Origin of the sequence: Billgrantia ethanolica (genome assembly GCF_021404305.1) — a bacterium.
Lineage (GTDB): Bacteria > Pseudomonadota > Gammaproteobacteria > Pseudomonadales > Halomonadaceae > Halomonas > Halomonas ethanolica.
On the sequence record NZ_JABFTX010000001.1, the window covers coordinates 1096323 to 1118917 of the forward strand.

At 59.5% G+C, this 22595-nt stretch carries 23 protein-coding genes; 12 read left to right on the top strand and 11 right to left on the bottom strand.

Annotated elements, in window-relative coordinates; all coding sequences use genetic code 11:
• Position 1 precedes the first annotated feature (1 nt).
• The 5 genes from HOP53_RS04980 to HOP53_RS05000 form a co-directional block, all read right to left on the bottom strand.
• Positions 2–1525, bottom strand: a complete 1524-nt coding sequence (locus HOP53_RS04980; protein WP_234268980.1) for a tripartite tricarboxylate transporter permease — start codon at positions 1523–1525, stop codon at positions 2–4.
• Between the two features lie 22 nt (positions 1526–1547).
• A complete protein-coding gene (locus HOP53_RS04985; RefSeq protein ID WP_234268981.1) occupies positions 1548–2033 on the bottom strand; it encodes a tripartite tricarboxylate transporter TctB family protein in 486 nt (161 codons plus the stop codon).
• A 74-nt stretch (positions 2034–2107) separates the two neighbouring features.
• The gene (locus tag HOP53_RS04990) at positions 2108–3109 is read right to left on the bottom strand and encodes a Bug family tripartite tricarboxylate transporter substrate binding protein (RefSeq protein WP_234268982.1); all 1002 of its coding nucleotides are present in this window, start codon (positions 3107–3109) and stop codon (positions 2108–2110) included.
• A gap of 538 nt (positions 3110–3647) precedes the next feature.
• A complete protein-coding gene (locus HOP53_RS04995) occupies positions 3648–4655 on the bottom strand; it encodes a LacI family DNA-binding transcriptional regulator (protein ID WP_234268983.1) in 1008 nt (335 codons plus the stop codon).
• Positions 4652–5593 carry a 3-hydroxyacyl-CoA dehydrogenase gene (locus HOP53_RS05000; RefSeq protein WP_234268984.1) on the bottom strand — a complete coding sequence of 314 codons (942 nt, stop codon included), beginning with the start codon at positions 5591–5593 and terminating at the stop codon, positions 4652–4654. Before HOP53_RS05000 ends, HOP53_RS04995 begins: the two co-directional genes overlap by 4 nt.
• 117 nt (positions 5594–5710) lie before the next feature.
• Between HOP53_RS05000 and hisD the strand changes: the two genes are divergently transcribed.
• The 4 genes from hisD (at position 5711) to HOP53_RS05020 (ending at position 8594) form a co-directional block, all read left to right on the top strand.
• On the top strand, positions 5711–7021 hold the full coding sequence (gene hisD / locus HOP53_RS05005; protein WP_234268985.1) for a histidinol dehydrogenase: 1311 nt from the start codon (positions 5711–5713) through the stop codon (positions 7019–7021).
• A complete protein-coding gene (locus tag HOP53_RS05010; protein ID WP_234268986.1) occupies positions 7018–7770 on the top strand; it encodes an SDR family NAD(P)-dependent oxidoreductase in 753 nt (250 codons plus the stop codon). Before hisD ends, HOP53_RS05010 begins: the two co-directional genes overlap by 4 nt.
• A 69-nt stretch (positions 7771–7839) precedes the next feature.
• Positions 7840–8154, top strand: coding sequence for a type II toxin-antitoxin system HigB family toxin (locus tag HOP53_RS05015; RefSeq protein WP_234268987.1), 315 nt, complete (start codon positions 7840–7842; stop codon positions 8152–8154).
• Entirely contained in the window at positions 8151–8594 is a 444-nt protein-coding gene (locus tag HOP53_RS05020) for a helix-turn-helix domain-containing protein (protein WP_234268988.1), read from the top strand. Before HOP53_RS05015 ends, HOP53_RS05020 begins: the two co-directional genes overlap by 4 nt.
• Here HOP53_RS05020 and HOP53_RS05025 read toward each other — a convergent pair.
• The gene (locus HOP53_RS05025) at positions 8569–8847 is read right to left on the bottom strand and encodes a rhodanese-like domain-containing protein (RefSeq protein ID WP_234268989.1); all 279 of its coding nucleotides are present in this window, start codon (positions 8845–8847) and stop codon (positions 8569–8571) included. The genes HOP53_RS05020 and HOP53_RS05025 overlap by 26 nt on opposite strands.
• Before the next feature lie 141 nt (positions 8848–8988).
• On the opposite strand from HOP53_RS05025, the gene HOP53_RS05030 reads away from it, so the two are divergent.
• The 5 genes from HOP53_RS05030 to HOP53_RS05050 all read left to right on the top strand — a co-directional run bounded on the left by HOP53_RS05030 (position 8989) and on the right by HOP53_RS05050 (position 13178).
• The gene (locus HOP53_RS05030; protein WP_234268990.1) at positions 8989–9225 is read left to right on the top strand and encodes a helix-turn-helix domain-containing protein; all 237 of its coding nucleotides are present in this window, start codon (positions 8989–8991) and stop codon (positions 9223–9225) included.
• Positions 9222–10493, top strand: coding sequence for a type II toxin-antitoxin system HipA family toxin (locus HOP53_RS05035; RefSeq protein ID WP_234268991.1), 1272 nt, complete (start codon positions 9222–9224; stop codon positions 10491–10493). Before HOP53_RS05030 ends, HOP53_RS05035 begins: the two co-directional genes overlap by 4 nt.
• A gap of 101 nt (positions 10494–10594) precedes the next feature.
• Positions 10595–11716 (top strand): type II toxin-antitoxin system HipA family toxin, encoded by a 1122-nt coding sequence (locus tag HOP53_RS05040; protein WP_234268992.1) that lies wholly within the window; start codon positions 10595–10597, stop codon positions 11714–11716.
• 16 nt (positions 11717–11732) lie between these two features.
• The gene (locus HOP53_RS05045) at positions 11733–12035 is read left to right on the top strand and encodes a helix-turn-helix transcriptional regulator (protein WP_234268993.1); all 303 of its coding nucleotides are present in this window, start codon (positions 11733–11735) and stop codon (positions 12033–12035) included.
• Between the two features lie 132 nt (positions 12036–12167).
• Positions 12168–13178, top strand: a complete 1011-nt coding sequence (locus HOP53_RS05050) for a GSU2403 family nucleotidyltransferase fold protein (RefSeq protein ID WP_234268994.1) — start codon at positions 12168–12170, stop codon at positions 13176–13178.
• 29 nt (positions 13179–13207) lie between these two features.
• Here the strand turns inward: HOP53_RS05050 and HOP53_RS05055 are convergent, their stop codons facing one another.
• Complete coding sequence (locus HOP53_RS05055; RefSeq protein WP_234268995.1) at positions 13208–13990, bottom strand: glycosyltransferase family 32 protein; 783 nt, start codon at positions 13988–13990, stop codon at positions 13208–13210.
• 247 nt (positions 13991–14237) lie between these two features.
• Between HOP53_RS05055 and HOP53_RS05060 the strand changes: the two genes are divergently transcribed.
• Together HOP53_RS05060 and HOP53_RS05065 are read left to right on the top strand one after the other, a co-directional pair.
• Complete coding sequence (locus HOP53_RS05060) at positions 14238–15533, top strand: hypothetical protein (RefSeq protein ID WP_234268996.1); 1296 nt, start codon at positions 14238–14240, stop codon at positions 15531–15533.
• A 116-nt stretch (positions 15534–15649) separates the two neighbouring features.
• The gene (locus tag HOP53_RS05065) at positions 15650–17569 is read left to right on the top strand and encodes an autotransporter outer membrane beta-barrel domain-containing protein (protein WP_234268997.1); all 1920 of its coding nucleotides are present in this window, start codon (positions 15650–15652) and stop codon (positions 17567–17569) included.
• Positions 17570–17604: 35 nt separating this feature from the next.
• Here HOP53_RS05065 and HOP53_RS05070 read toward each other — a convergent pair whose 3' ends face one another.
• The 3 genes from HOP53_RS05070 to HOP53_RS05080 form a co-directional block, all read right to left on the bottom strand.
• Entirely contained in the window at positions 17605–18687 is a 1083-nt protein-coding gene (locus HOP53_RS05070; protein ID WP_234268998.1) for an NAD-dependent epimerase, read from the bottom strand.
• A 138-nt stretch (positions 18688–18825) separates the two neighbouring features.
• Positions 18826–19770 (bottom strand): glycosyltransferase family 8 protein, encoded by a 945-nt coding sequence (locus HOP53_RS05075; RefSeq protein ID WP_234268999.1) that lies wholly within the window; start codon positions 19768–19770, stop codon positions 18826–18828.
• Positions 19770–20780, bottom strand: coding sequence for a glycosyltransferase family 9 protein (locus tag HOP53_RS05080; RefSeq protein WP_234269000.1), 1011 nt, complete (start codon positions 20778–20780; stop codon positions 19770–19772). The genes HOP53_RS05075 and HOP53_RS05080 overlap by 1 nt, the downstream gene beginning before the upstream one ends.
• A gap of 192 nt (positions 20781–20972) precedes the next feature.
• Here HOP53_RS05080 and HOP53_RS05085 point away from each other — a divergent pair, with 192 nt between their 5' ends.
• Positions 20973–21659: a glycosyltransferase family 25 protein gene (locus tag HOP53_RS05085; RefSeq protein ID WP_234269001.1), complete on the top strand. Its 687-nt coding sequence runs from the start codon at positions 20973–20975 to the stop codon at positions 21657–21659.
• A 12-nt stretch (positions 21660–21671) separates the two neighbouring features.
• On the opposite strand, the gene HOP53_RS05090 is transcribed toward HOP53_RS05085, so the two are convergent.
• A complete protein-coding gene (locus tag HOP53_RS05090) occupies positions 21672–22466 on the bottom strand; it encodes a hypothetical protein (protein WP_234269002.1) in 795 nt (264 codons plus the stop codon).
• Between the last annotated feature and the right edge of the window lie 129 nt (positions 22467–22595).

A 22595-nucleotide genomic window follows, 5' to 3' on the forward strand; every position in this document is an offset into this window, starting at 1 on the left:
ATCAAGTACGCCTTGCAAACCCCAGGCTTTCCCTTGTATTACGATATATCTTAAAGGCGATGGGCGCCAAACAGAACAAGATCATGCACAGCAGGATGAGGCTAACAGGCCTATTCAGGAAAATGCCAATGGAGAGCTCGCCCGCCCCCTGGAAGGTTCTCATCAGCTGGCGATCCAGTATCGGGCCGAGGATGATACCAAGAATGACGGCTATCAGGGGGTAGTCATATTTTCTCATCAAGATTCCCAGCGCTGCAAAAACGAGCATGATCTTCACATCGAACATTTGCAGGCTGATGGCGTAAGTTCCTGCCACCGAAAATACAGCTATCAAAGGAATCAAGACGATAGTAGGTATATTGATTACCTTGGCTGCGTACAGCGATACCAGCAGACCAGCCATGAACAAGAAGAAAGAAGCTACGACTTGCGCGAACATGATGCCGTATACGAGCCCTTGGTGATCGATGAACAATCTCGGCCCGGGAATTAGCCCTTGCAACATGAAGGCTCCTACCATTACCGCAGTCGCCAAGCCGCCAGGAATGCCCAAGGACAGCATGGTAGCCAGCGCCCCACCTTCGGATGCATTGTTTGCCGATTCAGCGCTGATCAACCCTTCTTCCGCTCCCTTACCAAATTCCTCCGGCTTCTTAGAACTTCGCTTGGCCTCATTATAGCTTACGACGCTGGCTACGGTGGCACCCGCACCGGGCAGAGCCCCAATGATAACGCCGATGGTACTTGACTTCAGTACTGTCAAGGGGTGCTTCAATACGCGACCGAAACCGTAGAGAAGGCTGTGCAGATTTTTTTGACTATCTCCTTTCTGTGCGCTTCCGCCAGTAACGTAACGCTGCTGCAACATGTAGAAGAGTTCTGAAAAGCCGATCAGTCCTATCAAGGCCGGTATTACGGGAATGCCGTCCATCAATTCGAAATAGCCGTGAGTTCCACGAATTGCCCCGGTTGAGGTCATGCCTACGGTACCCAACAGCACCCCAAAACCCCCCGCGATGATGGCTTTGAGAAAGCTGTTATGCAACGCCGCAATTACCGTCAACCCCAACACACCGACCAGGAACAGTTCGGGCGGTCCGAACATCAACGCAACCGTGACGATAAGCGGCATGACCAGAATCAGAAAGAAAGCACCGAGCAGGTTCCCCATGGCGGAGGAGGCGACTGCCATGCCCAGGGCCTCGCTCGCTCTTCCCTGCTTCGTCATGGGGTTACCGTCGAAGCCTGTCACGATAGCCTGAGGAGAACCGGGTATGTTCAGCAGAATCGAAGAGATGGAGCTACCGAAATTGCCACCCGCGTATATGGCAGTGAGAAAGGCTATCCCCAGCACCGGGCTCATCGGGTAAGTCAGCGGTAGCATGATGCTGATGGCCAAGGGCGTACTGAATCCGGGAATGGCACCAGTGATGATGCCGAAGAAAACTCCCAGAAGAATAATGGACATGACCTTCCAATCGGCAAGAAGGCCAAGACCCTCCAGGATGGGAGCAGCATCGAACATAGATCATTCTCCGACCAAGCGGTTAAAGTAAAATTCCTTTAGGAAGCGGGATGCTCAGCCACATATCGAAAGTCAAATAAATGAACAGAGCCGTTCCTGCAGGAAAAATGACAATGATCAGCCAAGACTTAACGGAGAACAACATCAGCAGCAAAGCCATATAGAGCCAGGAGGAGATCACGAATCCCAACCACTCTATTCCAAACACATAAGCTACTGTCAGTACCGCAAAGGACAATGTTGATATTTTGTTGGTGATTTTTCTGTCGGCTGCATCGCTACCGGAAGCGAAAGCACCCCTACCAACCAACAAGCCATATATATAAGCAGATACCAGAATGACAAATGCCACAAGCATGACGAAATACACCGGCTGAATAAGCAGCAAGTTAATTTCACGCCTTGGCAAACTACTTACTTCCAAGTAGTAATAGGTTGCGTAAGCCAGCATGATAGAAGGAACGGCAAACTCACCGCCCTTCTTTCCCAACTGCCTCATAAAATCCATAAACGTTCGCCTCATAAAGCAATTGATGCGTGCCAAGGCAAAGGGAGAGGCGCGTTAGCGCCCCTCCCTATCGATCAGTTTCCTGACAGCATATCGCCGTATCTTTCTACGACCTCATGGATTTCATAAATAATTTCCTTCGACTCCTCAGGCCCGTAGTAGCCGGAAATCAAGTCGGAGCCGAGGTTTTCGATATGCGCCTGATAAGCCTCACTGTTGAACACTTCCTGGTAGCTTGCAACGATGGCTTCGAAAGCTTCCGGGTTTTCCTCAGCAAAGCTGGTATGTACGGCAAGAAAGCGGTTATCGCCAATGGCGGGAAGGTCCGCCTCTGGAAAGGCTTCGTTCACCGGCGGGGCATCCGGCCAGCCAGGGAACGTCTCATGTGAAGAAACGGCCAGCACACGCACCTGATCTCCAAGTGTCATATCGCCATATGCCGAAGAAAATGCGGCATCGGAGTGGCCGCCGAGCAGATCCGTACGCTGCTCGCCACCACCATCGAAGGTCACGATGTTGGGATTCAAATCCAGCGTATCGAGAAATGCCAGGCCAAAGAGGTGCGTTCCGGAGCCGGTCGCCATGGACATGGTAACGCTACCCGGGTTCTCGCGAATGCTCTCGACCAGCTCTTCGATGGTTTCATAGGGTGAGTCAGCACGAACGACGATCGAGGTATAATCGCGCTGCTCGATATTGATGAAGGTGAAGTCGTCCAGATCGAAATCGGCACCCTGAGCCACGATATTCATGCTCAAGGTCGGCTGAATCCCTGCGAACAAGTAATGTCCGTTGGCCGGAGAACCGAGAAACGTTCTGGAGCCCAGCAAGCCTGAAGCCCCACCGCGGTTGTCCACGATCATGGCGTAGTCGTGAAACTCCTCCCAATGCTGGGTCAAGCCGCGCGCAAAGCGATCGATGGAGCCGCCTGCACTGAAAGGCAGGATAAGCCTGACGTTTTCCGTCGGCCATTCGGCAGCATTGGCGGAAAGTGCCATTCCCGGCGCTGCGGCCACAAGGACGGCGCCGGCAAAGAGCGCCTTGACGGTCGTTTTCATCTTGGGCTGGACGGTCATGCCTGCTCCTCTCTCTATTGTTTTTGCGATTGTTTTTGCTGCGATTGCTTTTGCGATTGCTTTTGAGATTGCTTTCGCGGCAGTTTTGCAACTGCCTTTGCGACTGTGAGGCGTTCGCTGATGTGCATATTCGTGATTGTTCTTGGTGTTGCGAGCGTTTCGGGGAGTCTCTCCATGACCGAAGCCGCTCCCAGCTTGTATCCCAAACTAGTTTATTGGATACGATCAGTCAAGCAAGGCCATGACCCGACCTTTGTCTAACTTCATAGGACCTATTCTCAACGGAGCTTTGCTACCAAAGCGCTTCGCCCTACATTCCTTTCTTAATTTTAACCTATTGTATTTTAGTCATTTTTATCGATTAGGCGATTGAAGCAAGCAGTCCAGTGTCGGTAATTGCTCCCTGGACAGCCCCCTTAGCCAGCCCATTCTGGCAGGCTCCTCGTGTCAATGACGTGAATTGGATACGAAAAAGTAAGGCCATACTGACCTGATCACGACGACGTTAGGCATCGGTGGAGAAACTCCAAGCCAAAGCTCAATACCTTTGCTGCACGCTTCCCCTCAGAATCGGCACCACCGGCAGGATACGTTGCACCGGAGAAAGACGTTCCTCGCGCATTTGCTCGAGCAGCAGCTCGGCCGCTGCGGCCACCATGTCCTCCAGCGGCTGGCGTATCGTGGTAAGGCGGTAGCTGGGCCAGGCCGCGATCGGGGTATCGTCAAAACCGATGACCGAGACATCTTCCGGTACGCGCAGCCCCAACTCAGCTCGCAGCGTCTCGATGACGGCCACTGCCATATGGTCGTTGGCAGCGAATACCGCATCGGGATACGGCGGCTGAACAAATAGGCGCCGTGTTGCCTCACGCGCCTTGTCAAAGCGGTACTCTCCATTCTCTTCCGCCCAGCACTCAAGTCCCTGAGCCGCAAGAGCATCGAGAAATCCCTGCCTGCGGTGTGCCCCAGTAGAAGAAGAAGCCAGGCCGTTGAGAAAAGCCATGCGGCGATGTCCCTGGCCGGCCAAGTAGCTGCCCGCCCAGTACCCACCGTGGTAATTGTCGCTGGAGACCTGGCTGACTCCCGTGAAGTCCACAGTGCGATTGATCATCACCACGGGGATGCTACGTGCAACGCACTCCTGAGCAAAAGGTGTGGTCAATGAAGCCGCCAGCATCAGGATGCCTTCGGCCTGACTTTGCAGGATCTCCGACATCACGCCAGTCGTATCGCCATCGTCACTCACCAGGAACAGCAGCAAGTGATAGCCCTCGGACTGAAAAGCACGCGAGGCGCGCGCCAGAGTCAGGGCATAGAAGGGATTGTCGAGCTGCGATACCACCACCGCGACAGTGCGTGAAGAGCGCGTGATCAGCGAACGGGCAATGGTATTGGGGCGATAGCCCAACTGCCGCGCCGCCGCCAAGACCTTCTCACGGGTCTCGGCAGAAATGCTTGCATGGGGAGAAAAGCAGCGGCTCACGGCAGACTGAGAGACCCCGGCCAGACGTGCCACCTCGTGAGAAGTGACGGACCTGCGCTTCATGCGCCGCGCTCGTTTTGCAACTTGCGGTAGGCACCAAGCGCCATCAGCTGACGGTCACGCCAGGCCTGGCGTTCAGCTAGCCCTTCGAGAGGCAGCGCCGAGCGCCGCTCCGCCTCCAGCGCCGCGAGGGTCTCCTCCTGCCAGGGCGAGGCGCCATCACGCTGGGCATCCACTTCAGCATAGAGCGGGCCATAGCGGCGAGCGTAATCGGTCACCCCCGCCGGCGCATTGAGATCGATCGTCTCGAACGGCCCCATGAACGACCAGCGTAGCCCCAGGCCATGCTTGACGGTCTTGTCCAGATCCTCGGCCGAGACATAGCCGTCACGGAACAGGCGCAGCGCCTCGTTGAGCAGCGCCCCCTGCAGCCGATTGAGAACGAACCCCGGCAACTCGCGCTTGACCAGCACCGGCACCTGGCCCACCTCGGACATCAAGGCCAGTGTTTTCTCGACCGCATCCTGGCCGGTGTTCGGCGCAGGCACCACCTCGACCACCGGCACCAGATAAGGGGGATTCACCGGGTGCGCCACCAGACAGCGCTCCGGATGCGTCAAGTGCCCGGTAAAGCGCGACGCCGCAATGCCCGAAGTGGAACTGGCAAGAATGGTGTCCGGCGCCGTCTCCGCCTCGAGTCGGCGGTATATTTCCTGCTTCACCTCGAGATTCTCGGGGCCGCACTCCTGCACGTAAGCGGCCCCCGCCACGGCAAGCGCCAGGTCGGGCTCGACCTGAATGCGCGCGAGAATCGCTTCGGGCTCTTCGACCAGCCCGGCACGCTGCAGGTCGTGCAACGACTGAAGAATCGCTTCCTTCGCCCCGGCCAAGGCCTCCGGTTGAGCATCGTACAGCCGCACCGAGCGCCCCGCCCGAGCAAAGACCATCGACCACGCCCGTCCAATCAATCCTGCACCCACTACCGCGATATATTCCGACATGCAGCCTCCTTTCGGCTTGAAAACTGGGATTGCATTCGTATGCAATCGATACTAGCTTTGCGGTGAGCCGTCTGTCGAGGCAACTCGATTACTCGTACAATTCAGCAGGAAACCGCCATGATCCGACGACTGAAAACGGGCGCCCCGAGCGAAGCCCGCGCCGAAGCCGACCGTAAGGTTCGGGAAACCGTCGAACAAACGCTTCAAGCCATCGAGGCACGCGGCGATGAAGCCGTGCGAGAGCTTTCGGAAAAATTCGACCGCTGGTCGCCCGCCACCTTCCGGCTGAGCCAAGCCGAGATCGAACAGGCAATATCGGAGCTCACGGCGCAAGAACTCGACGATATCCGCTTCGCCCAGGCGCAGATTCGCCGCTTCGCCGAGGCCCAGTTGGCCAGCATGCAAGACGTCGAAGTGGAAACACGGCCCGGCGTGGTACTAGGCCATAAGCACATCCCAGTCAATTCCGTAGGCTGCTACGTACCCGGCGGTGCCTATCCGATGGTCGCCTCCGCGCACATGAGCGTGCTGACCGCCAAGGTGGCCGGTGTCAAACGCGTCATCGCTGCCGCCCCGCCCTATCAAGGCAAGCCGCATCCGGCCATCGTGGCGGCCATGCATCTGGCCGGTGCCGATGAAATCCTGGTGCTGGGTGGCGTACAGGCGGTTGGCGCCATGGCCATCGGCACCCAGTCCATCGAACCGGTCGACATGCTGGTCGGCCCCGGCAATGCCTTCGTTGCCGAAGCCAAGCGTCAGCTCTTCGGCCGGGTCGGCATCGATCTGTTCGCCGGTCCCACCGAAACCCTGGTCATCGCCGACGAAACCGTCGACGGCCTGCTCTGCGCCACCGATCTGCTGGGTCAAGCCGAGCACGGCCCCACCTCGCCCGCGGCCCTGCTTACCAACTCCGAGGCGTTGGCCAAGGCGACGCTCACCGCCATCGACGAACTGCTGGCCAAGCTGCCTACCGCCGAGATCGCCCGCCAGGCATGGAACGACTACGGCGAGGTCATCGTTTGCGACACCCACGAAGAAATGCTGCAGGTCGCCGACGAGATGGCCTACGAGCACGTCCAGGTGATGACCGAAGACCCCAACCTCTATCTCGACAGGCTGACGAACTATGGCGCCCTATTCCTCGGCCCGCGCACCAACGTGGCCTACGGCGACAAGGTGATCGGCACCAACCATACCCTGCCGACCCGGAAGGCCGCGCGATATACCGGTGGGCTGTGGGTCGGCAAGTTCCTCAAGACCTGTACCTATCAGAGGGTGCTCACCGACGAGGCTTCCGCCGAAATCGGCAGCTACTGCTCACGCCTGTGTGCGCTGGAGGGCTTTGCCGGACACGGCGAGCAGGCCAACGAACGCGTACGCCGCTACGGCAAGCGTGAAGTACCCTATGCCTCCGCGGTACCGCTATGAAGCTGCCCCAAACCCCGAGCCTGCGCCTGGACGGGCGCAGCGCTCTCGTCACCGGCGCCAGCCAGGGCATCGGGCTGGCCTGCGCCTGCGCCCTGGCTCAAGCAGGAGCACGAGTTACCCTGGTGGCCCGCAACGCCGAGCGGCTGGCAGAAGTGGTCGCGGCTCTGCGCACCGCCGGGCACGAAGCGGAAGGCCTGGCGCTGGACGTTCAAGACCAGGCTGCCGCTCGTCGCGCCCTGGCGGATCGGCGCTTCGACATACTGGTCAACAACGCCGGCACCAACCGGCCCAAACCGATCGACCAGGTCACGGAAGAGGACTACGCCGCGGTCATGGAACTCAACGTCCGGGCGACCTACTTCCTGACCCAAACGGTGATCGAAGCGATGCCCGCCGGCGGCAGCGTGATCAACGTCTCCTCACAGATGGGACACGTGGGCGCCAAGAACCGCAGCCTCTACTGCGCCTCGAAAGCCGCCGTAGAAGGCATCACCCGCGCCATGGCGGTCGAACTGGGCCCTCGCGGCATTCGCGTCAACAGCCTTTGCCCGACCTTCATCGAAACCCCGATGACACAGCCCTTCTTTCAGGAATCCGGTTTCCGGGAGGCCGTGCTCGCGCAAATACCGCTGGAAAGGCTCGGCCGCATCGAAGACGTGATGGGGCCAGTGGTGTTTCTTGCCTCGCCTGCCGCCGACCTGGTCACCGGCAGCGCCTTGATGGTCGATGGCGGCTGGACCGCGCATTGAGACCACCAAAGCGAGTTGACAAAAAGTCAACTCGGGTAATATTCTGATCCGTAGCGGCCAGGAGGGACGATGCGGATAGTCACAAGGAAGGTCTTCGAGGAGGCATCAAGGGCATACCCTAACGACGCCCACTCATTACAGCGAACCTACAAATTGCTGAAAAGTGAAAACTTCCCGTCACCAGCCGAGCTCAAGAAGACCTTTCCAAGCCTGGATAACTTTCGCTACAAGGATCGCTGGTGGGTTATCGACATTGCCGGCAACCATCTCAGACTGATCGCCTTCATCTCGTTCGAGCAACAGATACTGTACGTGAAACACATCACAACCCATGCAGATTACGACAAGCTGTGTCGTCGATATGCCAAGGAGGCCGATTCATGAAGACCATCTCCTGCATTGAAGAAGCCAAGGCTGTGTTTCGTGCAGCACCGTTCCTGTCACGCATCCACTGCGAGAGAGAATATCGTGAGGCGCTGGAGATGATCGATCAGTTGATCGACGACTTCGACAATAACACCGCACTCATCGAACGCCTGACGGACTCCATCGAGGAGTGGGAGAACAGTACCGAGGAGTTCACCGAATTCAACGCCGGGGTGCAATCTCAAGACGCCATAGACCTGCTCAAGCTGCTCATGGAGCAGCATGGACTCGGGGTGGCCGACCTGCCGGAGATCGGCAGCAAATCCCTTGTCTCCAAGATCCTCAACCGCAAGGGGCGCGACCTCACCCGCCGCCATATCGAAGCTCTCTCCCGGCGCTTTGGCGTCAGCCCCGCCCTCTTCTTCCAACCCCTCAATCCTGGCTTTCGAAAGCCTTGAGTCCGCCCTGCAGATTGACCACCTGGGTGTAGCCCATGCGCTGCAGGGTGTCGGCCGCCAGGGCTCCGCGTTTGCCGCCGGCACAATGGCACACGATGGGCGCGTTCTTGTCCGGCGCCACCTCACCGATACGCATCTCCAGCGTACCGCGACTCACGTTCACGGCCTGCGGAATGTGGCCCTGCTCGAACTCATCACGGTCGCGCACGTCCAGTACCATCGCGCCCGAGGCGATCACAGCATGCGCTCTCACCTTGCACACTTTTTTCCCTAACGGGAAAAACTCAGCCTCTCGCCTCCCAACCAGAGAGAATTTTCCCAATCGGGATAATTTCATTGACACCAGTTGTGAAGGCTCGTAATTTTCCCTAAAGGGAAAATTATTGGAGCTCTCATGCGCCTTGGCACCCCGATTCGCGATGCCGCCACCCTTGGCCGGCTGATCCGACAGACGCGAAAGCAGCAGGGCCTCACGCTCGAAACGCTGGCAGGCTTATGCGGGTTGAGCGTGCGCTTTCTCAGCGAACTCGAGAACGGCCGGGAAACCTGCAGCCTGGTGCGAGTGCTGCTGGTGCTCGATGCCCTGGGAATAGAACTGACCGCCGAACCGCCCGAGACAGCCCAACCATGAGCCGACACGACACCCTCCACGTTTGGCGTGAGCACCGCCTGGTCGGCACACTGTGGCGAGGTAGCGGTGAGCGCCTGATCGGCTTCGAGTATGACAGCGAATGGCAAGCCACCGGCCATGCCATTTCCAACAGCCTGCCGCTGGAAAAGCGCACCTGGCTACCCGAAGAGCAAACGGCCCATCGCTGGTTCGGCAACCTGCTACCCGAAGAGCAAGCCCGTATCGCGCTGCTCAAGCGGCTTGCCATCCCCGACGACGACTTCGCCCTGCTGGCAGCCATCGGTGGCGACTGCGCCGGCGCGCTAACCCTTCTTCCACCCGAGCAGCAGCCGGCCAGTCAATGGGAAACGACACCGCTGGCGCTGGACAAACTCGCGCAATGGGCTGCCTACCGTGAGCGCTACTCGCTGATGGGCGCCGAGGGCGACGACCAGCCCCCGCGTCTCTCCTTGGCAGGAGCGCAGGACAAGATCCCGGTGGTACTCGAGGCGGGCGAACTCAAACTGCCCGGGGGGGCCACGCCCTCGTCGCATATTCTCAAGTTCGCCGTGGAAGGCCGCGAACTGATCGTCTTGAACGAACTTTTTCTCAACACGCTAGCGCGCCTCGCCGGACTGGCCTGCCCCGCCACGACACTGGGCCAGGCGGAGGGCCATGCCTACCTGCTGGTGGAACGCTACGACAGAAGCGGTATCGGCACCCAGGCGCTGCGCCGCATTCATCAGGAAGACTTCTGTCAGGCCATGGGCCTCTCGCGAATCGAGAAATACCAAGTGCCCGACGGCCCGCGTTTCGGGCAGTGCATCGCCACGGCCCGGCAAGCCTGTCGCCCCAGCGCCGCCTCGATCCAGCACCTGCTGCGCTGGCAAATTTTCAACGTCCTGGTCGGCAACACCGATGGCCATGCCAAGAATCTATCGCTGCTGCAGGACGAACGAGGCCAATGGCAAGTCGCCCCCGCCTACGACCTGGTAGGCACCCTGGTGCTGGGCTATCACCGCGACCTGGCTTTCTCGGTCGGCGATCAGTTCAATTCGCAGCAGCTACTACCCCGCGACTGGCAAACCCTCGCCAAGGAGTGCCGCTTCAGCTACCCCTTCGTACGTCGCGAGATACACGCACTCGCCGCCAGGCTACAGGAGCTGTTGGAGGCCGATGAACTGCAGCAGGCCTTGAGCGACGCAGGGCTCAGCGAACATGGCTGGGTAAGGCTTCAGCAGCAGCGCCAACACATTCAGTCTCAATGCAACAAGGCACAGCGTTGGTAGTGCATGCAAAATGTGCAGCAAGTTGCTCAATTCCTACGTCTTAACTTAAAATTGAGCATTTAAATACTCAAAAATAGAAATGAAGGCTACAATTGAGCATCATGTTGCTCATATGGCTCAAGCATGCAGCTGACGATCCAGATCTAAGCGCCGCTACCGGTGAGCAAGACAACGCCCTGCTTCGCCATGGCACCATCGCCCCGGTGGGCAACCTGAGGATCATGGAAGCCGTTCCCCCGCGTATCGCCGGCTCGCGCCTGGAAGAGCGCCGCTTCACCCTGCAAGACATGGTGGAACGCCACGCCGACTTTCTGGAGTATGCCCAGCAAATGGGCGCCGCCAGCGGCGGCGCCACCGGTGCAGGCGGCGAGGCGCCCAAGCTGCTCTTGCGCCGCACCGCGGACGACAATGTCTGGATCGACACCTGGCAGGACGACCCGCACAACCGCGACCGCGCCTACCTGGTGAAATTTCCTCGCGGCCAGCGCAGTCAGGACGACTGCGACATTCTGCGCGCGGAGTACCACTACTACGCGGAACTGGCGGCTCTGGGCATCGACACCATCGATACCGACGCCATGGAACTGATCGAGGGCGAACGCTACCCCTCGCTGTGGCTGCCACGCTTCGATATCGCCATGCGCGAAGAGGGTCAGATTCGTTATGGGCTGGAGTCCATCTACGCCATCTTCGGTGCCGCCCCCGGCTCTTACCTCAACCACTTTCAGGTGATTCGCGGCCTGGTCGAGCGGCTCGAACGGCAATACCGCGTCACGCATGGAAAAGGGGGCTTCGATACTGCCGCCTTCGTCAGCGAATGGGTCAAGCGCGACCTGCTCAACGTGGCCTTCGGCAACTCCGACAATCACGGACGCAATGCCGCCCTGCTCAAGCGCCCGGAAGGCATCTGGCACAGCCCCGTTTACGACTTCGCTCCCATGAAGGCCGACCCCGAAGGAGTGACCCGCACTACGCGCTGGGACTCGCCTTTTGAAGAAGGAGGCGAATTCGACTGGCCCGCCATCGCCAATGCACTCGACGACCTGGTGCCCGCCTCTCAGCTCATGCAAGAACTTCGAGAGTTGGCCGCCAGACTCAGTGGGTTGCAACAACGGCTGGCGGGGCGCGGCGTGCCCGAGCGCATCCTCACCCTATCGGCCGTCGGCCTGGGCACGCTGGAACGGCGCCTGGAGCGCTGGGGGCTTTTACCAAGGGAAGGTTGATGAACAGGAGCACGCCATGAAAAGACGTGAGCTAAACCCCGACGAGCGCGAAGCGAAGCTGGTAGAAGTCGTGCGCCAGCTGCTTGCCGAAGAGATCAACGAGGGCGATGCTCTGCGCATACTGCGGCGGGACGTGCTGGGCCTCTCCCAGGACGCCTACGCCAAGCTGGTGGGAATCAGCCGGCGCACCCTCTCCGATCTGGAGCGCAACCGCGCCAACATCACGCTGGACACCATGAACCGCGTATATCGGCCGCTGGGCCTGAGGGTAGGCCTGCTACCGCGCCAGCCAGGCATGCTCGAGCGCGCTCTGACATAGCGCAAGCGGCATCAACCGAGCTCCCACACAGCCTCAGAACAGCCGAATTTAGTGGTAAGAGCGGATGGACTTTAACTAACCATTGACAATAAACTGAATGAAATTAGTTAAAGCCCGCCCAGGGGGCTCTCGATGTCCTACCAACGCCTTCAATCCGAGGCATCCCGTGTAGCCGTAAACGCCATTCAACTCTTCGAAGCGCTGGAGCAGCATCGTGCTCAAGCGCGCCAGGTAAAGGGCTCGATGCACTGGAAACACATCAATGGACGAGAGTACCTTTACCGCGCGTATACAGGCGGCAAGAATCACTCTCTCGGCCCGCGCTCGCCCGAGACCGAAGCCATTCAGCAAGCGTTCGAGGCGCATAAAGCGGATTACCATGCCCGCGAACAGTCGCTCAAGGAACAGCTCCAGTTGCATGCGGCCTATGTCCGGGCCAACCGGCTGAACCGTTTCCCCCTGGCCGGTGCCAGGGCGATAAGGGCGCTCCAACGCAAGGAGATCCCTTTCAGGGTAATCGGCACCAACGCCCTGTATGCCTATGAAGCCCGCGCCGGGGTGCTGATCGAACCCGAGCACCTGGCAACCGCCGATATCGATGTGCTCATGGACGCCCGGCAAGGCTTGAGAATCATCACTGCTCTCGCCGGGGAGACGCTGCTATCGGTGATACGGGCCAGCGACCGATCTTTCCAGCCGCTCACCCAAGCGCCCTACGAATTTCGGGCTGCCAACGCCAAAGGCTACATGATCGACTTCATCACTCAAGCCGCTGATCCTATGAAGATGAGCGACTTCGAGCGCTATCTGGAAGCGGGAGACCTGAAACCGGTAGGGATCGACTCGCTAAAGTGGGCCATCGCTTCGCCACGCTTCGAGGCCGTCGTCTTCGACGAGAAAGGCATGCCGTTAAGGCTCTCGACCGTGGACCCGCGAGCCTTCGTGCTTCACAAGTGGTATGTCAGTCAGCAGCCCGACCGAGAGCCCCTCAAGCGCCATCGCGACGAGGCCCAGGCACGCCTCGTCGCCACGCTGCTACGCGACGAACTACGCGAACTCTCGGCAACGCAGGCAGTAGAGCGCGCCTTTCCGCATCTCCTCAGGCAGCAGGCCAGCAGCCGACTCGATGAATACGACCTTTGAGCAAGCAGCAGCAAAGCCGCTCCACCCCACTACCGCTTGCGCACCACGTCGACTTGGTACTGCTCCCTGGTCCACTTGCCCTGGGGCTTGTCGATGTACTGAAAGTACTCGTTGGTGAAGTTGCCCTGATTGCAGGTGTAGCGGTAGGAAGCCGTGCGTACCTCGTCACGGGGCAGCACCTCGTTGTAAACCGTGGGGCCGGTGAGGTGAAAGATGCCCTTGTCCTCGTCGCTCTCGATGTTGGCGTAGATGGCGTCGATCACCTTTTGCAGGTGCGGGTTGTCGGGCTTGCTGGCAATGAAGTAGTTGCTGATGTCGCCACGCTTGGTGGTCACGAACAGCTCATCCATCTCCGGCTTGACGATCCGCGCCAGCGGCCACACCGCATGGGCGTCGATATCCAGGTACACCCCGCCGTGCCTCTGCAGCACCAGCACCCGCCAGAAATCGGCCTGGGCAGCCCCCACCTGCAACCGCGAGAACGCCTCGAAGATCTCGCCGGGGTAGTTCTCCTCGATGAACCTGGCCCTGGCCGCGGTAATCATGAAGCGATACTCGTAGCTAGGTGCCATCAACCGGTTGAACAGATAGTTGAGGTAAACCGGCAGCGTGGCCTGATCGGTGAAGTTGGTCTGCCAGACGATGCGCGGCACCTCGGTCGGGCGGCTCGACTTCCACCACGGAGCGGCACGCTCGGGAATGGTGAATCGCTTATGGGGAAGGAGGTAGTGGAAGGGATAGGCGACCAGCTTGGTCACGTTGGCCAGCAGTTTCACGACTCTGGCGAAGGCCAGCACACCGATGTTTTTCAACCCAGCTTCCCCATTCAAGAAGATTCCAGCTACGACACGAGCCCGGGCCGTACAGTTCCGCAAAGCAGAAAATCTACCACGCTGCCACCGTTTCCAGCGTTGGACATTAGCCGGGGTTGCTCGCCCTGCTCAGCGACAAGCTCACGGAACACAACACATGGCTCCGCCAAGCCCGCCTACCCATACAAGAGCGAGCGAATCAGGTAGACTTAAGTCGTGTCAGGGAAGATTCATCGGGGAAGGTACCGTGGCCAACAAAGTATCACTAAGCGCATTTCTGGCCGCCTGTCAGGAAGGGAGCGAATCCGCCTTCAGGCGCTGGGTGCAGGCCAACGCCCCCAGCCTGCTAGGCCTCACGGCTCTTTTCCTCGAACGGCCGGAACACCGCGAGGCGGTTTGCCGCGACACACTCCTGCTGGCCTGGCGCAACCTCGCGGGCCTGGGCTACGTGCACAAGCCGCCGCAATGGCTCTACGCCATTCTCGGTAGCCGGCTCTACAGCCAGCTGCTGGCACTGCACGGCTCGCAGGAGGCCATGCAGCGCCAAGTCGCCGCGCTGGCGGAAAGCAGTGCCACGGTGGGCTCGCCGACCGGGCCGCGGCCTGCCCTGCTGAGCGGCGAAGTGCTGGCCACAATGGTGAAACAGGCGCCCCCAGAACCTCTTTCTCCGCGCCTGCTGGCGGAGCTCGAAGCTCTTATCGAGGCGGAAATCGAACAGCGCCAGGCCCCGCTTACGCCCACCGGCGAGCGGGCTTACCCGCCGCTGTTCGATTCCACCTTGCGCTGGCGCATGCTGCGCTCACGCACCGCCTTTCGCCTCAAGGAAGGCTTCAAGCGCAGCCTGGGCCGCCCGCTGGAAGACAAACTCTTTCAGCGCTGGCTGGAAGGAAAGCCCGGCAGCGCATGGCTAGAGGCGCAAGGGCTGCCGCGCCGCAGCGTGGAAGCCTACGCCGGAGAAAGGCTCGAACTCGAAATCGACTCCACAACGCTGACCCGAGGCCTCGATTTTCATGTTTCGTTCCCGAATCGAACCCAGCGGCGCAAGATCTCCAACTTCTTCCTCTGGCCTGGGCATTGGGACAAGACCACACATACGCTCGCCGATACACCCCGCCAGCGATTCATCCGCGATATCTGGGCCCACCGGCTGGACCTCACGGCCAGCGAGAGCCATGCCCAACTGATGGCAGAGTTGGCCGAAGGCAAGCCGCTGCGCTCGCACCATCAGGGCGTGCTGTTGAACACGGAAGCCCGCGTACTCACCTATCTGGACCGTTACCGGCTCTACATGGAAGACATGTTCTGCTTCGGCTTCAACCCGGCGCTAGGCAAGGATCCGCTAGGCATCGCCATCGACAGCCAAGGCGGCATGATCAAGAGCAACAAAGGGCTGCACCGCCTGGCCATGGCCCAGACTCTCGGTCTCGAGCGGGTTACCGTCAGGGTGAGGGCCGTTCATCGCAGCTGGTGGGAGCGCCACGCAGGCAATGCCAGGGGAAAGGAAGCATTGACCAACGTCATCGCCACCCTGCCGAGCTTCTGAAACGGCGGCATCGAGCCGGCCTCGGCGTAACCGAGCATTAAAGTCATCCTGCTCGGCAGCCGATACCTTGTAAGTGACAGCCGTAAGGTTGCCTTCACTCAACAAGGCCAGACCCGATGACAACAACGAACAAGATCCCCCTGCTTCGCCCCACTCTGCTTGCCACCGCTACCGCCTTGGCCACCATGACACCGACAGCTGCGGCTCAGGCTGGCAGCCTCACCGAGTTCACCCTGACGGAAGGGCACCCCAACGTCGGTACCATGTCGATCGACTGGGCGAGAATGGGCACCAGCGAGTTGCGCGACGTCCCGCTCGCCACAGGCTCCACCACCTTTCGATACGTCGGTCAGGAGCTGATCGTCAACACCTCCGGCGAATATCTGCTTGGCCAAACGGCCGCCCCGGTCGATACCGTCATGCTGATATTCCAGGGCGCCTTCGATGCCAACCAGCCGGGCAACGGCTGGCTGACGGGCAACGACGACTGGATAAATCAGCTCGACGGCTCCGACCTTTCCGGCGAATTGGCGGCAGCCGGCATCACGCTGGTCTCCTGCTCCTCAGATTCTCAGCAACGCCCTCAGCGCTGCCCCGCGCTCAAGTTGTCGCTCTCGGGCAATACGCGATACACCGTGGTGATCAGTACCTACAACCCCGACATGGAGATCGGCTTTCCGCAATCGTTCTTCGTCTATGGCCCCGATTTCGTGGTGGTGGTGAAAGGTGGCGATTTCGAATCGCCGGTGGAAGGCCAGCGCAGTCAGCCTGGCGGTGCCTACCTGGACCGGGTCGTCAGCGAACTCGGCCTGCGCGACCCCAACAGCCCCTTGCTCCAGGCGCTCACGGCACTCTCCGCCATGGACGAAACGCAACGCGCCCAGTTCGTCGAGAGCATGAGCTCTAACGTCTCACGCGGCGGCGTTCGCGATGCCACCACGAACGCGGGCCGCACCATGCTCAATACCGTGGGCAACCGCTTTGCCAGCACCGGGCTGGGCGGCCAGATGAGCGCCGGTCAGTTGGCTCCCGCCACCTTCGCCGGTATGACTGCCGAGCGCCAGCAGCATGGCGCCGTGATGCCTGGCATGGCACCCGACAACGACCCACGAAGCAGCATCTTGCAGTACGGCGACCACGACTCGTTAGAAGGCTTGCTCGGTGTGGCCTCCCAGCTTTCGCACCAGGGGAGTTCCCGGGTTGGCCACAGCAGCAATTGGGCCGAAGGCTTCGTCAGCCGTGGTAGCGGTGACCACTACGATTACCGCACCCACGGCGCCCTGTTCGGCATGGACCGGCGCTTCGACGAACACTGGCTGGGCGGGCTGTTCATCGGCGTCGGCCAGGGTCGGGTACAGGGCGACGATGCCGCCAACGCCCGCACCGAGATCGACAGCGTTACCACCGGCGTGTACACCGCGCGTAGGCAGGGCAACGTCATTCTAGACGCCACCCTGCTTGCCGGCTTCAGCGACAACGAACATCGTCGCGAAGTGGCCGGCCTGACAACCGAGGTAGTGGAAGGCAGCAACCGGGGCGAAGAAGTGACCCTGGGCCTGGGCGCCAGCTACGTGATCGAACGAGGAGACGGGCTGGAATTGGTACCCCACGCCCGGCTGACGCACAGCTGGCTGCACCAAAGCGCCTACGAGGAGAGCGGCGATTCGGCGCTCACGATGGCCTACGGTTCACAGCGCCAGCAAGTGTGGCGCACCAGCCTGGGCCTAGATGCCGGACAGCTGCTCCGCCAAACCGAGCAGACATCCATCCTGTGGACCGGCGGCCTGGCCTGGGGCATGCGCACACATTCCGGAGGCAGCACCCACGCCACGCTCAGCGCCGATACCACCGGCGACAGCTTCGTCATTTCGCCCGACAACCGCACGGTGCACTCTGCAGATATCAACAGCGGCCTGCGCTGGGAACGGGAACTGAACGGCAACAGCAGCTTAGCATTCAGCGGCAGCTACGAAGGTTCGTTCTCGAGCCGCGAAACCGAGCATGGGGCTCGGCTCACCCTGGCTTATCACTGGTAGCGGAAGTCTGCCAATCCAAGGTTAAGGCGAAGGATTCAAGTAGCGGGCTGAGATACGACCGCCAGAACTCCTTCGCTGCCAAGAATGGGCTCTTGCTTCGCCACCTGGTAGTACTCGTTGTACCACTCGACGAAGCGTGCCACGCCCTCTTCTATGGTCGTGCCCGGGCAATAGCCCACGGCCTGCTGAAGGGCGGTCACATCGGCGTGGGTATCCAGCGCATCGCCGGGCTGGCGAGGCAACAGGCGAATTTGAGCCGCCCTACCCAGGCAGCTTTCAAGAACGCGAATGTAGCGAATCAACTCTACCGGGGTCTGATTGCCGATATTGTAAACACTCCATGGGGCCGAACTGCTTGCTGCCGGCGTCTCTCCTGCGGCAGCCAATTCGTACCAGGCATCGTTCGCTACCGGCAACCTATCGTAGGTTTTCAGTACCCCTTCCACGATATCTTCGATATAGGTGAAGTCCCGGCGATGCTGCCCGTAATTGAAAACATCGATCGGCTCCCCAGCGAGAATCTTTCTGGTGAAGGTAAAAAGAGCCATGTCGGGCCGCCCCCAAGGGCCATATACAGTAAAGAACCGCAGGCCTGTCGTCGGCAAATCGTAAAGGTGGCTATACGCATGCGCCATCAATTCATTGGCTCGCTTAGTAGCCGCATACAGGTTCAGAGGATGATCGGCACGGTCGTTCTCACTAAAAGGCGTGCGAACGTTGCCACCGTATATGGAACTCGAAGAAGCATAAACAAGATGCTTGACCCGCTGAACCCGACAGCCTTCCAATATATTCAGAAACCCCACCATATTGCTTTCCATGTACGCATGCGGGTTTTCAAGGGAATACCTGACACCGGCCTGTGCGGCCAAGTGGATTACCCTTTCGGGCTGCCACGCCTCGAACAACTGCTCCACCGCCTCGCGGTCGGCCAACTCCATCCGGAAGAAATGAAAACCAGGCTCGGCGGCCAGGCTTGCCAACCTCGCCCGCTTCAGCTCGGGGTCGTAGTAATCATTGAGATTGTCCAACCCAACGACTATCTCGCCGCGCCGACAGAGGGCGCGAGCCACATGAAAGCCAATGAATCCAGCAGCACCGGTAACAAGCGTCGGCATGGGCCCACTCCATCCAAAAAGTGGAATGTGTTAAAATGTAACCCATGCAACGAAAGACGAAATACCAAACTCACTCACACAGCGCTATGGATTGTCTAATGCGCAACTAATCAAACAACACGGATAACGGGATGACATTCACCCTTTTTCACCAGTTTTCCCAAGGTCGGTATTAGGCATCCATCTCGTCTTTTTTCTACGCTTTCTAATCTTATTGGACTTCATCACTAAACGTAGCCGCTGCCGCCAGGGCAGGCTCCGCAGTAGAACCTTTTCACGCAGAGGCCACGGCGTAAGGCAGGAATAATGGCGGAAAACATCCCTCAGGGGATGCTCCGATTCGGCATGCCACGGCTTTACGTTTCCCGTGTAATGGATAATGCCCGGCTCGCGTAGCGCATCTGCCAACGCGGGCAGCAAGCAGGTCAAATGCTTCGGCTCGACATTCAAGGCGGCATAAGTGGCAGACTGCAGGTTCCACCTGGGCTCCAGCTCATACCACAGCCCGGCCAGCACGTGATTCAAGGCGTCCTGATCGGGATAGCGCAACCGCTCGCCTTGTCGTTGTAGATACTCCCAGGCGCGGCCGGCCACGTCGTGCTCGCGCCAGCGTTCCAGATCGACCACCAGCAGGCCGGAGTTGAAATACGCCGCAGTCTCGATGCCACTATGCTCGTCCGGGTCCCCCGCAATGTCGCGCACCGCCGCGATCACATGCTCGCCAAGCGGTACTTCCCACAGCGGTGCCAAATCGGCAAGCACCGCCATGTCGCAATCCAGATAGATGACGCGAGAGCACTCCCGGTCGAAATGCTCATGCATGAAGAGAGGGAGAAGGGAAGCCTTGCCGAATCGATCGAGATGGGCAGGGTCGATATCGAGCTTGCCCACTTCCACGACTCTAGCCGTGGCTCCATATTGCTCTGCCAACCGGGAAAAGGCGCCCTGAATCTCTGGAGGCAACCCCGGTGTCAGCAACGTAACCCGCGCCGAACCAGGCTCAGCCATATGCTCCAGCGCGGAAACCATCGTGGTAGCCGCATAGGGCGCGTAGCGTTCATCAGCACACAGAAGCAGCTCCATCAGCCCTGTCGCTCCATGCCGGCTACCGGTGCCAGGGCGGCATCCAAAAAGCGCTGCAGCTGGTTGTCAAGCGCCTCCCAGTCCAGACGGTTGACGTCGTCGACCTCTCCCGGCAGCCCCATCAGGTTGATGGACCGAGAGTGCACGCTGTGCCATGCCGCCATTTCACCGGGGCTGTAGGGAAACAACACGAACGAAGGGATGCCCAGCCCATCAGCGATGTGCACGGTGGCGGTGCTGGAAGAGAGCTGAGCAGCGGCCGCCGCCAGCAAGGCCACGTTGTCGTAGATGGAGTGGGTATCCGGATAAAGAAAGCAGCGCTCAGGGTTCCAACCGGCAGTAATCGCCTGAATCGCTCTTTCACAGCCGGGCGTAGTCAGCAGGCAGATATCGAAGCCGCCAGCCATACGCTCGACACGCTCGATCAATGACAGCGTCGTTTCCACGCTGAAGGTCTTGGCTCCGCCCTTGCTGAAGGGGTTGATCGCCACAAAAGGACGGGGGCGACTGTGAAGAAATTCACCGACCCGCTGCTCCGAGCCGGCATCGCGGGGCACCGTATAGCGCTTCTCGGGTGCGGCGATACCGCAGCGCTTCAGCAGCTCAACGTAGCGCTGCTCCATGTGCAGCCCTCGCGTAGCCTGGCCCAGCTTGATGTCCACCAGGCCCACGGAGTCGTCCAGGCTGGCGACGTGGCGCGCCTTGACGGACCCCAGCAGGCATATATCGCGCGCCTTGGCCAACTCACTGAAGTGCACCAGCAAGTCCACCTCACCAAGCGAAGCCGCCAACCGGCGGATCTTTCCAGCAGAAGGCCGCTTGGGTATGACATGCACGCGATCGACTCCCAACTGCTCGGTGAACAGCGCTGCCATCTCGGGAGTGGCGATCACCTCGATCGACACGCCTTCACCGAGCTTGCGCAACTCGGGCACAACCAGGGAGAAAATGATGGAATCGCCCCACTTCGCATCCCAGCGCAGGAAAACGACACGCTTCAGGTCCGCCACATGCTTAACCTCAGGCCTGCAACGATCGTAACGCCAATGAGCGAGCGCAATACGCCAATCGTCCCGTTTCGCCCTGAGAGCATGTAAATACTTTTTCATTCCCGTTCCTGTCACAAGCCGGCTGCACCGCTGGTATAGCAAGCGGCATTCCGCTAGGCTGGCCGAATTTCGAAGGATTGAGGGTAGCACACCATGTCGTCACTTCCTCCCGTTATCGTCATCTCCCTGCCCGGCTCATCGCGTAGAGCGCGTGTTCAGGCCGCCTTCGACGAGATAGGGCTGCCCTTCGAATTTCACGATGCCGTGAACGGGGCGGAATTGAGCGACGAAACCCTGGCCAGCGTAGACCAGAACTATGCAGAGAAAGAGTGGGGGCACGGCCTCAACAAGGGCGAGATAGGCTGCGCTATCAGTCATATCCAACTGTACGAACGCATGGTGGAAAAGGGCCTGGAAGAAGCCATCATACTCGAGGACGACGCCCAACCCAGCGAAGGCTTCATACAAACCCTGCGGGAAATGCTCAGCGCTCTACCCCAGCGTGCGGAAATCGCTTTCCTGCACCATGGCAAGGCGAAGTCCTGGCCAATCAAGCGCAGCCTGCCCAACGGCCACAAGCTGGTGCGCTACCGCTACCCCAGCGCCAAGTCGCGTCGCTGCATCATCAGCGGCCGAGGCTATTGGCTCAGCCAAGCCGGCGCCCAAAAGCTGCTGGAATTGGCCTACCCCATCCGCATGCCGGCGGATTACCTGACAGGCTATATTCAGCGCAGCCACATTCATGCCTACGGCGTGGAGCCCAACCTCCTGCTCGAAACAGACACCCCCTCCGAGATCGATGCCGTGGAAAAGCGACAATATGGCGGGCATACCGGCTAAACCCGGTTTTGATCAGGCCGGCTCGATCATGGGGTTTTCCAGTGTTGCCTTGCGCAACTCATCAGTGAACCCGGCATAGCCTCCCTTGGCCAGGAAAGCCTCATAACGCCTCTGGATCTTCTCACTGAGAGGAAAACCATCCAGGCAGGCGATGTCGAAATCGATAAGGCAAAGCGTGCCGGCATCATCGACTGTAATGTTCTTACCCTCAGCGATGTCTAGATGCGCCACCGAAGCCTTTTCGAGCGTCATGGTAATGCTGGCAAGCTGCGCCTCGATATCAGGGACGGAAATGGTTCGCTGCAGTTTATCCAAAGGAGTTCCGTTGTGCGTCGTGGTGAATGTCCGCTCCGCCGTATCCATCGATAGCAGCTGCGGAAAGTGGCTCCTCCCGTCCAGGCTTACCTGACTTTCATCAACACGTCTAAGACACTCCATTTCCAGATGGAAGGCCTGATCGTCACTCAAGCCATTCCACACGATACGTCCGCGGGCCTGCTTGGTTACCGAGTTACCCGCTCCTATCGGCAAAGAGTGCTTCGGTACGTCCTCTTGTTCGGGATAGACGAACAGTGCTCTGCAGGGCTCAACCAAGTTGCCTTCAATGGCCCTTTTCTCGAGCCGAAGGTAGCGCTCACGCAGATGCTCCAGCTCCTGAAGGGCCGCATCGCGCTCCCGAGCCAGCCATGACAAGGCTGCCTGAGTATCTCGCCCCGACCTCCAGTGCTTCCACTTTCTGCGAGCCTTGGATACCACCTTTGCACTCTTCAGGCTCTCTCGCAGGCCATCAAAAACCAACATCCCCATGCGTACAACCGTTTTTTTAGAATGTAACGATATGAAATTTGTCATAAAACCTTAACATACGTGTGCCACTGGAAAGAACGAAAAAAGCGCCCGCAGGCGCTTTTTTCACTCACTTCCCGTAACACCCTT

What these genes read in the sequence shown, in the direction of transcription:
- HOP53_RS04985 (WP_234268981.1), bottom strand. Translation starts at nt 2,033, where the DNA reads ATGGATTTTATGAGGCAGTTGGGAAAGAAGGGCGGTGAGTTTGCCGTT.
- HOP53_RS05065 (WP_234268997.1), top strand. Translation starts at nt 15,650, where the DNA reads ATGACAACAACGAACAAGATCCCCCTGCTTCGCCCCACTCTGCTTGCC.
- HOP53_RS05085 (WP_234269001.1), top strand. Translation starts at nt 20,973, where the DNA reads ATGTCGTCACTTCCTCCCGTTATCGTCATCTCCCTGCCCGGCTCATCG.
- HOP53_RS05040 (WP_234268992.1), top strand. Translation starts at nt 10,595, where the DNA reads ATGTTGCTCATATGGCTCAAGCATGCAGCTGACGATCCAGATCTAAGC.
- HOP53_RS05030 (WP_234268990.1), top strand. Translation starts at nt 8,989, where the DNA reads ATGCGCCTTGGCACCCCGATTCGCGATGCCGCCACCCTTGGCCGGCTG.
- HOP53_RS04990 (WP_234268982.1), bottom strand. Translation starts at nt 3,109, where the DNA reads ATGACCGTCCAGCCCAAGATGAAAACGACCGTCAAGGCGCTCTTTGCC.
- HOP53_RS05035 (WP_234268991.1), top strand. Translation starts at nt 9,222, where the DNA reads ATGAGCCGACACGACACCCTCCACGTTTGGCGTGAGCACCGCCTGGTC.
- HOP53_RS05045 (WP_234268993.1), top strand. Translation starts at nt 11,733, where the DNA reads ATGAAAAGACGTGAGCTAAACCCCGACGAGCGCGAAGCGAAGCTGGTA.
- HOP53_RS05075 (WP_234268999.1), bottom strand. Translation starts at nt 19,770, where the DNA reads ATGGAGCTGCTTCTGTGTGCTGATGAACGCTACGCGCCCTATGCGGCT.
- HOP53_RS05010 (WP_234268986.1), top strand. Translation starts at nt 7,018, where the DNA reads ATGAAGCTGCCCCAAACCCCGAGCCTGCGCCTGGACGGGCGCAGCGCT.
- HOP53_RS04995 (WP_234268983.1), bottom strand. Translation starts at nt 4,655, where the DNA reads ATGAAGCGCAGGTCCGTCACTTCTCACGAGGTGGCACGTCTGGCCGGG.
- HOP53_RS05070 (WP_234268998.1), bottom strand. Translation starts at nt 18,687, where the DNA reads ATGCCGACGCTTGTTACCGGTGCTGCTGGATTCATTGGCTTTCATGTG.
- HOP53_RS05020 (WP_234268988.1), top strand. Translation starts at nt 8,151, where the DNA reads ATGAAGACCATCTCCTGCATTGAAGAAGCCAAGGCTGTGTTTCGTGCA.
- HOP53_RS05090 (WP_234269002.1), bottom strand. Translation starts at nt 22,466, where the DNA reads ATGGGGATGTTGGTTTTTGATGGCCTGCGAGAGAGCCTGAAGAGTGCA.
- HOP53_RS05015 (WP_234268987.1), top strand. Translation starts at nt 7,840, where the DNA reads ATGCGGATAGTCACAAGGAAGGTCTTCGAGGAGGCATCAAGGGCATAC.
- HOP53_RS04980 (WP_234268980.1), bottom strand. Translation starts at nt 1,525, where the DNA reads ATGTTCGATGCTGCTCCCATCCTGGAGGGTCTTGGCCTTCTTGCCGAT.
- HOP53_RS05000 (WP_234268984.1), bottom strand. Translation starts at nt 5,593, where the DNA reads ATGTCGGAATATATCGCGGTAGTGGGTGCAGGATTGATTGGACGGGCG.
- hisD (WP_234268985.1), top strand. Translation starts at nt 5,711, where the DNA reads ATGATCCGACGACTGAAAACGGGCGCCCCGAGCGAAGCCCGCGCCGAA.
- HOP53_RS05050 (WP_234268994.1), top strand. Translation starts at nt 12,168, where the DNA reads ATGTCCTACCAACGCCTTCAATCCGAGGCATCCCGTGTAGCCGTAAAC.